6 protein-coding genes are annotated in these 7,880 nt (G+C 57.8%); 3 read left to right on the top strand and 3 right to left on the bottom strand.

Annotation, left to right across the window (positions count from 1 at the left end):
* Positions 1-90: 90 nt before the first annotated feature.
* A complete protein-coding gene (xylB, locus tag ABLU78_RS03290) occupies positions 91-1,554 on the bottom strand; it encodes a xylulokinase (protein WP_047042086.1) in 1,464 nt (487 codons plus the stop codon).
* On the bottom strand, positions 1,545-2,930 hold the full coding sequence (gene dalD / locus ABLU78_RS03285; RefSeq protein WP_048229059.1) for a D-arabinitol 4-dehydrogenase: 1,386 nt from the start codon (positions 2,928-2,930) through the stop codon (positions 1,545-1,547). The genes xylB and dalD overlap by 10 nt, the downstream gene beginning before the upstream one ends.
* Positions 2,931-3,126: 196 nt before the next feature.
* Between dalD and ABLU78_RS03280 the strand changes: the two genes are divergently transcribed.
* Entirely contained in the window at positions 3,127-4,068 is a 942-nt protein-coding gene (locus tag ABLU78_RS03280; RefSeq protein ID WP_015365774.1) for a sugar-binding transcriptional regulator, read from the top strand.
* 13 nt (positions 4,069-4,081) lie between these two features.
* Here the strand turns inward: ABLU78_RS03280 and ABLU78_RS03275 are convergent, their stop codons facing one another.
* Positions 4,082-5,095, bottom strand: a complete 1,014-nt coding sequence (locus ABLU78_RS03275) for a substrate-binding domain-containing protein (protein ID WP_020078320.1) — start codon at positions 5,093-5,095, stop codon at positions 4,082-4,084.
* A 288-nt stretch (positions 5,096-5,383) separates the two neighbouring features.
* Between ABLU78_RS03275 and ABLU78_RS03270 the strand changes: the two genes are divergently transcribed.
* Together ABLU78_RS03270 and ABLU78_RS03265 are read left to right on the top strand one after the other, a co-directional pair.
* Complete coding sequence (locus tag ABLU78_RS03270) at positions 5,384-6,133, top strand: SDR family oxidoreductase (RefSeq protein WP_015365771.1); 750 nt, start codon at positions 5,384-5,386, stop codon at positions 6,131-6,133.
* A 32-nt stretch (positions 6,134-6,165) separates the two neighbouring features.
* On the top strand, positions 6,166-7,773 hold the full coding sequence (locus ABLU78_RS03265) for an FGGY-family carbohydrate kinase (RefSeq protein ID WP_047057566.1): 1,608 nt from the start codon (positions 6,166-6,168) through the stop codon (positions 7,771-7,773).
* Positions 7,774-7,880: the final 107 nt, after the last annotated feature.

Genomic DNA, 7,880 nt, shown 5'->3' with positions numbered 1-7,880 from the left:
GCCACTGTTGGTGATTAACGGACATGGTGACCTCGTTGTTGTAGGGTGCAGGAGAATCACTCCGGCAGTTTCGCCGGAGCGTCATATGTCTTATTGCTGTCGAAAATGTCGGTCGTTGAGGTACAGAGACTGGAAATGGGCGTAACGCTGCATCAACGCCTGATGACGCTGCGGATCCGCCTGCCAGGTTTGCCAGATTTCCGGCTTATGACAAACGCTGGCCAGCGGTTTGCCCGCCGCCAGGCAGGCCAGACGCGCCGCTCCGAGCGCGCCACCGGTTTCCCCGCCTTTATGCGTCACCACCGGCATCGCCAGGATATCCGCCAGCAGTTGCGCCCAGAACGGACTGCGGGCGCCGCCGCCAACCAGTGAGCACTGGTCGATACGGGTTCCGCTCTCCTGCAACACGCGCAGGCCGTCAGCAATACCGAAGCTCACTCCCTCCAGCACCGCATATCCCAGTTGAGCGCGCAGGCTGGCATGGGTCATTCCCCAGAACATACCGCGCGCCAGAGGATCGTTATGCGGGGTACGCTCGCCGGAAAGATAAGGCAGGAAGTATGGCGCATTGGCTTTTTCGTCTTCGCTTAACTGGGCGACCTCCTCCAGCAGCGCCACTTCGGTGGTGCCGGTCAGACGACAGAACCACTGCAGACAGCTGGCGGCGCTGAGCATCACGCTCATCTGGTGCCACAGGTTCGGCAGCACATGACAGAAAGCATGCACCGCCGACTGCGGCGCCGGACGATAGCGATCGGTGACGACAAACAGTACGCCGGAGGTACCCAGCGAGATAAAAGCGTCTCCCGGCGACACCGCGCCAACGCCAATCGCGCTGACCGCATTATCGCCGCCGCCCCCCGCCACCAGCACCGAAGGATTAAGCCCCCAGCGTTCGGCAATGTCTGCCGCCAGCGTGGCGGAAACGTCGCATCCTTCCACCAGTTCCGGCATTTGTTGCCGCGTCAGGCCGCACTTCTGCAGCAGCGCGTCGGACCAGTCCCGCCGCGCAACATCCAGCCACAGCGTCCCGGCGGCATCCGACATATCGGAGACTTTTTTGCCGGTCATCTTGTAGCGCAGAAAATCCTTCGGCAACAGCACGCAGGCGGTACGGGCGAAATGCTGCGGTTCGTGACGCCGCACCCACAGCAGTTTCGGCGCGGTAAACCCCGGCATTGCCAGATTACCGGCCACCTGATGCAGCTCCGGCGCCATCTCTTCAAGCTCGGCGCACTCCTGCGCGCAGCGGGTATCATTCCATAAAATCGCCGGGCGAATCACTTCGCCGCTGGCATCCAGCAGTACGGCGCCGTGCATCTGTCCGGAAAGGCCGATGGCTTTAATTGCCGACCAATGGCTCGCGCACTTCTCGCGCAGAGTGGCAATCAGATATTCCGTCGCTTCCCACCACGCCTGCGGCGATTGTTCGGACCACTGCGGATGCGGTCGTTGAATGGTCAACGGCGCGCTATGACTAGCGACGACCGTATTATTTTCATCCAGCACCAGCGCTTTAACTTCCGAAGTGCCGAGATCGATACCTAAATACATAGCGCCTCCTGCTGGGTCAACGCGTAGACGGCGGCGATTTGCTCACGCAGCAGCGCCTGAAAATCCGCCGATTCCGCCAGCTCGCCAAATAAGGCTTTATCAGCAGCGTACCGGGCGATCGGATCAGGCGAATTAAACATGGCGTGTACCGCCGATTCATCAAGAATTCCGTCCTGGTACTGATACGGTAAAGCCCCTTTATGCCACTGCTGCATAAAGACAAAGAACAGCGCCGGCAACATAGCGGTAGCCTGCGGGCGCACGCCGCGCTGGTAGCACTCCTGCAGGGTTGGGGCAATCATCGCCGGGATTTTTGAGAATCCATCGGCTGCCACCCGCTGGTTGGTGTCCTGGATATAGGGGTTGGTAAAACGCTTGAGTACCACGTCGCGATAGGTTGCCAGGTCGATGCCGTTATCACCCAGACACGGGATCACATCTTCGCTGACGTAACGGTCAGCAATGGCGTAGATGGCATCGGTAAGCGTACTCTCGTGAATATATTGCTGGCCCAACAGGGTTCCCGCCCAGGCAATACAGCTATGTGACGCGTTAAGAATTCGAATCTTCGCCTCTTCATAGGGGATAACCGACGCCACCATCTCCACGCCCACCGTCTCAAGCGCCGGGCGCTCAGCGCGGAAATTATCTTCCACTACCCATTGAATAAAGGTTTCGCCCATCACCGGCGCTTTATCATCGATGCCGGTTTGCGCTTTGATACGTGGCGCCAGATCGGCGGCCGGGCGCGGCGTAATACGATCGACCATGGTGTTTGGGCAGGTCGCGTTCGCCGCCAGCCAGTCAATAACCTGCTGTTTACCGGTCAGTTGCAGAAACTCCACCAGCCCATCATGGAAACGTTCGCCGTTGTGGCGCACGTTGTCGCAGTTGAGCAGCGTCAGCGGACCCGCATCGTCGGCGATGCGTTTTTCAAGAATCCGGGTGATGGTGCCATAAATGGTTTTGCAATCTCCCTGCAAATCGGCCTGCAGATCGGCGTTGCTGGTTTCCAGGCGATGCTGCGTATTGAGGTAATAACCCCCTTCCGTCACCGTGAAAGCAATGACTTTAGTCTGCGGGTTCGCGCCTTCATCAATCAGCGGCTGCAGTCCCGCCTGCCACGGCAGTAATTTTTGAATTGAGGCGATCTCTTCATATTCGCGCTCCCCTTCCGGGCTCACCGTCTCGAGGACGTAGCGTCCTCTCTGCTCCGCCAGCGCCTGCACCACGTGCTCGGCGTCGTTACGAATATTTCCCGCCGCGATATGCCAGCGCGAATCGCCGGAAACCCGCAGTCGATGCAGGTACCACGCCTGATGGGCGCGATGAAAAGAACCGAGACCGATGTGAAGCCATGTGAATTGCGTATTCATGTTCTGCTCTCCTTGAGGTGATGCGGCTCACTGTAGATGATCATTTGAATCAAATAAGAGCTACGGATCACAAAAGAGCAATTACCCATTCAAATTACAAATGACCAAAACAGAGCAAAAGCTTGCCTGTTTGGAAAACCGCAGCCAAAATGCGGGTATCTGCGCTACTGCGCCCGCGTATTTAAGGCAGGACACCGTGAGTAAAGAAGACGACATCAGGCTGGATCAGAAGGTCCGCGCCGCATGGATGTACTACATTGCCGGTCAGAATCAGAGCGAAATCGCCAGCCACCTTGGCACCTCAAGGCCGGTGGTCCAGCGCCTGATCGCCGCGGCGAAGGAAGAAGGTATTGTGTCGATTGGCTTGCATCATCCTGTGGCGAACTGCCTCGATTATGCGCAGTTGTTGCAGGAAAAGTATCAACTCATCGAGTGCAATATCGTGCCGACCTACAACGAAGAGAGCACGCTGGATAGCGTTTCTTTCGGCTGTTATCAGCTGATGGCCCGCTACCTGCAGAGCGATAACGCCAAAATAATCGGCATTGGTTCTGGATTAACGCTGAAAAAAACCATCCAGCGCATTGATTTCGATAGCCCAAACAGCCGCTGCGTGGCGCTGATTAGCGCAATGAACGATGAGGGGAAATGCAACTACTACGATGATGTGCCGTTGCTGCTGGCGCGGAAAATTCAGGCCAACTACTATCAGTGGCCCGCGCCGCGCTATGCGCAAACCCGTCAGGAACATGAGATGTGGTGCGGCAGCCGACTGTTCAGCAATGTTTCTGCCGCAGCGCAGCAGGCGGACGTTATTTTCGTCGGTATCGGCCCATTGGGTACCCAAAGCCCGATCTTCAAAGACGGGTTTATTAATAAAGTCCAACTGGATGAACTGACGGCGCGCGGCGGCATCGGCGAGATCCTCGGCCGCTTTATCGATGCCGACGGCGGCGTCGTCGACAGCGAAATTAATCGGCTGATCACCAGCTACGATATCCGCCAAAACCAGTGCCCGCGAATAGCCGTCGCCTGTGGCGAGAACAAGCGCCCGGCGATCCTCGCGGCGTTAAAAGGCGGCTGGATTAACGGCCTGGTGACCGATGAACATACCGCCCGCTGGCTGCTGACGCGCTAGCGCCAGAGGCTTTTCACGCCAGATGCTCGCGGCTGCTAATCAGCAGCGGCGGGATCTCTACCCGCTGCTGGCTGGCTTCACCTGCGTCGATGATATTGAATACCGCTTCCAGCATCGCCGGGACGTTCTGCTGCACCATGTCAATATCGTGACCCAATAGATAAACAAATGGGTCCCAGTCAAAACAGCCCATCGGCGGCTGCTCGACGCCGGTCAGCCCCAACTGCGCCAGCCATCTCACCACCCCTTCCAGCGAGATGGTCGAGTTAACGAAGAACCCCTGCAGATGTTCATCGGCGCTTTTGAAACGCGCCTGCATGCAGGCTTCCACTTTGCCTTTTGAATAGCCCGGAGAAAGAATATTCTCTTCCGGCACGCTCATGCCGCGCGCCTCATGAGCATCGCGAAATCCGCGCAAACGCTCCAGGGTGTTGTGGTCGCTGCTGCGCCCGCCGACAAAAAACAGCGGTGCCAGTTTGCCGTGGCGATTGAGACTGTTATCAAGAATTTTATCGGTCAACGCGCGGGCGCCCGCGTAGTTGTCGGAGATCACCGACGGTGCGGTTGAGCCCGGTAGGTCAAGGTTGACCGTCGGCACCCCCGCCTGCTGACATAGCTCGGTAATTTTATCCGGATTAGTCGCCCCGGTCGCCACCACCCAGTCTACCTGCCAGGAGAGCATCGCCTTCACCGCTTCGATTTCCAGCTCTGGACGACGGCGAGTACAGGTAATAATCGGCAGCAGGCCGCGCTCACGCGCCATCTCTTCAAAGCCTTCCGCCACGGAACCAAAATAGCGGTTGTCGTATTTAGGGACAATCATCCCGATGACATGCGATTTTTTACTGCGCAACATGCTGGCCTGGCGATTAATCGCGTAGCCCTGCTCTTGCGCAATCCGCGTCACTTTTTCCGCAAGTTTGGCGCTGATACGGCGTTTTTTCCAGTTGCCATTGAGGATCGCGCTCACCGCGCTTGCCGAAACGCCGGATAATTCCGCCAGATCGTAGATAGTGATTTTTTTCATTTTCCCAACTTGCGTCACAAATTCATTTCGCTGTTAATTTCCCCACTTGCTCAATCGATGAAGCTGGCGCAACATTAGCTTCATCGATTGAGCAACCATGACGCTCGCTAGCGTATACACTCAATACTCGTTCAGACATCAGCAAATTGAAATAAATGGTGCTGATATTCAATAGCTTAACTTAGTTACTCCTGCTCTGACAGGCCAGATTGTTGTAGCAGGTAACCGCTCCTCAAGCTCGTCGAGGCCAGCTTGAAGAGCAAAACAGACAACATGAAGGATTATAAAATGAACCACTCCGTATCCTCTATGAATACTTCTCTTAGCGGCAAAGTCGCCGCGGTCACCGGCGCCGCTTCCGGCATAGGTCTTGAATGCGCGAAAACCCTGCTTGGCGCGGGCGCGAAGGTGGTTCTGATCGACCGTGAAGGCGAAAAGCTCAACAAGATTGTGGCAGAGCTTGGCGAAAACGCTTTTGCCTTACAGGTCGATCTGATGCAGGGCGAGCAGGTGGATAAGATCATTGACGGCATCCTGCAGCTTGCCGGACGTCTCGATATCTTCCACGCCAACGCCGGCGCTTATATCGGCGGCCCGGTCGCCGAGGGTGACCCGGACGTCTGGGATCGCGTGCTGCACCTCAATACTAATGCCGCCTTCCGCTGCGTGCGTAGCGTGCTGCCGCATATGATCGCGCAAAAATCCGGCGATATTATTTTCACCAGCTCCATCGCCGGCGTGGTACCGGTTATCTGGGAACCTATCTATACCGCCTCAAAATTCGCCGTACAGGCGTTTGTTCATACCACCCGCCGCCAGGTTTCCCAACACGGTGTCCGCGTCGGCGCGGTACTGCCTGGCCCGGTGGTCACCGCCCTGCTCGATGACTGGCCGAAAGAGAAAATGGAAGAAGCGCTGGCCAACGGTAGCCTGATGCAGCCTATCGAAGTTGCCGAATCGGTACTGTTTATGGTCACCCGTTCGAAAAACGTCACCGTACGCGACCTGGTTATTCTGCCTAACAGCGTTGATTTATAACCCCCGGTATCGGTGACTAAAAGGACGATTTTATGAATGGCGAGACTCAAACCATTATCGGCGTCGATGTTGGCTCCGGCAGCGTGCGCGCCGGGGTATTTAACCTCAGCGGCGAACTACTGGCCCACGCCACCCGGGAGATCACCCTCTTCCGCAGCGCCGGCAGCGTGGTGGAACAATCCAGCCGCGAAATCTGGCAGGCGGTTTGCGACTGCATTAAACGCGCGGTTGAAAAGGCCACCGTCTCTCCGCACTCGGTTGCCGGTATCGGCTTCGACGCTACCTGCTCGTTGGTGGTAATCGGTGAGAATGACGCGCCGCTGGCCGTCGGCCCCAGCGAAGAGGCAGATCGCAATATCATCGTCTGGATGGATCACCGCGCCACCGAACAGGCGGAACGCATCAATGCCACCCGCCATCCGGTGCTGCAGTACGTCGGCGGGACTATCTCCCCGGAGATGGAGACGCCGAAGCTGCTGTGGCTGAAAGAAAACCGTCCACAGATTTTTGCCGCCGCGCGCCATTTCTTCGACCTGGCCGACTATCTCACCTGGCGCGCGACCGGCGATCTGGCCCGCTCCGTCTGTACCGTCACCTGTAAATGGACCTATCTGGCCCATGAAAAACGCTGGGATGCCGACTACTTTCGCCAAATTGGCCTCGCAGAGCTGGCGGAGGAAGACTTCGCTCGTATCGGCCAGCGCATTGTCAATCCGGGTACGCCCTGTGGTGATGGGTTAACCGCGGCGGCGGCTGAGGAGATGGGCCTGCCTGTCGGTACGCCGGTGGCGGTCGGGATGATCGACGCCCATGCAGGCGGCATCGGCACCGTCGGCGTACTCAACGGCGCGGTGAACAATATGGCCTACGTCTTCGGCACCTCCTCCTGCACCATGACTACCACCGAGAAAGCGGTGTTCGTTCCTGGCGTCTGGGGGCCTTACTATTCGGCGATGGTACCGGGTTACTGGCTGAACGAAGGCGGACAAAGCGCCGCCGGCGCGGCTATCGACCAGTTACTGAGCTTCCATCCGGCAGCGGCAGAAGCGCGTGAACAGGCCAAAGCCGCCGCCGTTCCGCTGCCGGTCTGGCTGGCGGATCGCGTGCTGGCGCAGGTTGCCTCGCCGTCGGAGGCGGTGCAGCTGGCTGATGGACTGCATGTCGTGCCGGAGTTTCTCGGCAATCGCGCGCCGCTTGCCGACCCCCACGCGAAAGCGCTGATTGCCGGGCTGGGGATGGAGCGTGATCTTGATAATCTGACCGCGCTGTACGTCGCCGGATTATGCGGAATTGGCTACGGCCTGCGGCAGATCCTCGATGCCCAACGCGCCTGTGGTATTGAGAACGAAAATATCGTTATCAGCGGCGGCGCGGGTCAGCACCCGCTGGTACGCCAGCTGTTGGCCGACGCCTGCGGCGTGACCGTGGTCAGCACAGCCAGTAGCGAACCCGTATTGCTGGGTTCCGCCATCCTCGGCGCCGTCGCGGGCAACGTCGCCGCCTCGCTACCGGACGCCATGAAGCGGTTCACCAGAGTGGATAAAACCTATCGTAGCGAAACGGCGTTTAGCTCGCTACATCAACGCAGGTATGAGGCCTACAAAGCGCTACAACAGGCCGGTCGGCTAATCCGCGAATAACATACCTCTTTAATTTAATAACAATAATGCTCCGCTGTTGTGCAGCGGAGCCGCTCCTCTGCATCCTGAAATCGAGGTTACCATGTCCGTTAATAACCAACAGTGGT

The organism is Klebsiella sp. JN_Kp122, assembly GCF_040062085.1.
GTDB lineage: Bacteria > Pseudomonadota > Gammaproteobacteria > Enterobacterales > Enterobacteriaceae > Klebsiella > Klebsiella aerogenes.
This window is presented reverse-complemented; position numbering and strand designations above follow the sequence as displayed.

Bases quoted from the DNA above. Each gene is read 5' to 3' on its own strand.
- ABLU78_RS03270 (WP_015365771.1), top strand. From the start codon at position 5,384: ATGAACCACTCCGTATCCTCTATGAATACTTCTCTTAGCGGCAAAGTC.
- xylB (WP_047042086.1), bottom strand. From the start codon at position 1,554: ATGTATTTAGGTATCGATCTCGGCACTTCGGAAGTTAAAGCGCTGGTG.
- ABLU78_RS03265 (WP_047057566.1), top strand. From the start codon at position 6,166: ATGAATGGCGAGACTCAAACCATTATCGGCGTCGATGTTGGCTCCGGC.
- dalD (WP_048229059.1), bottom strand. From the start codon at position 2,930: ATGAATACGCAATTCACATGGCTTCACATCGGTCTCGGTTCTTTTCAT.
- ABLU78_RS03275 (WP_020078320.1), bottom strand. From the start codon at position 5,095: ATGAAAAAAATCACTATCTACGATCTGGCGGAATTATCCGGCGTTTCG.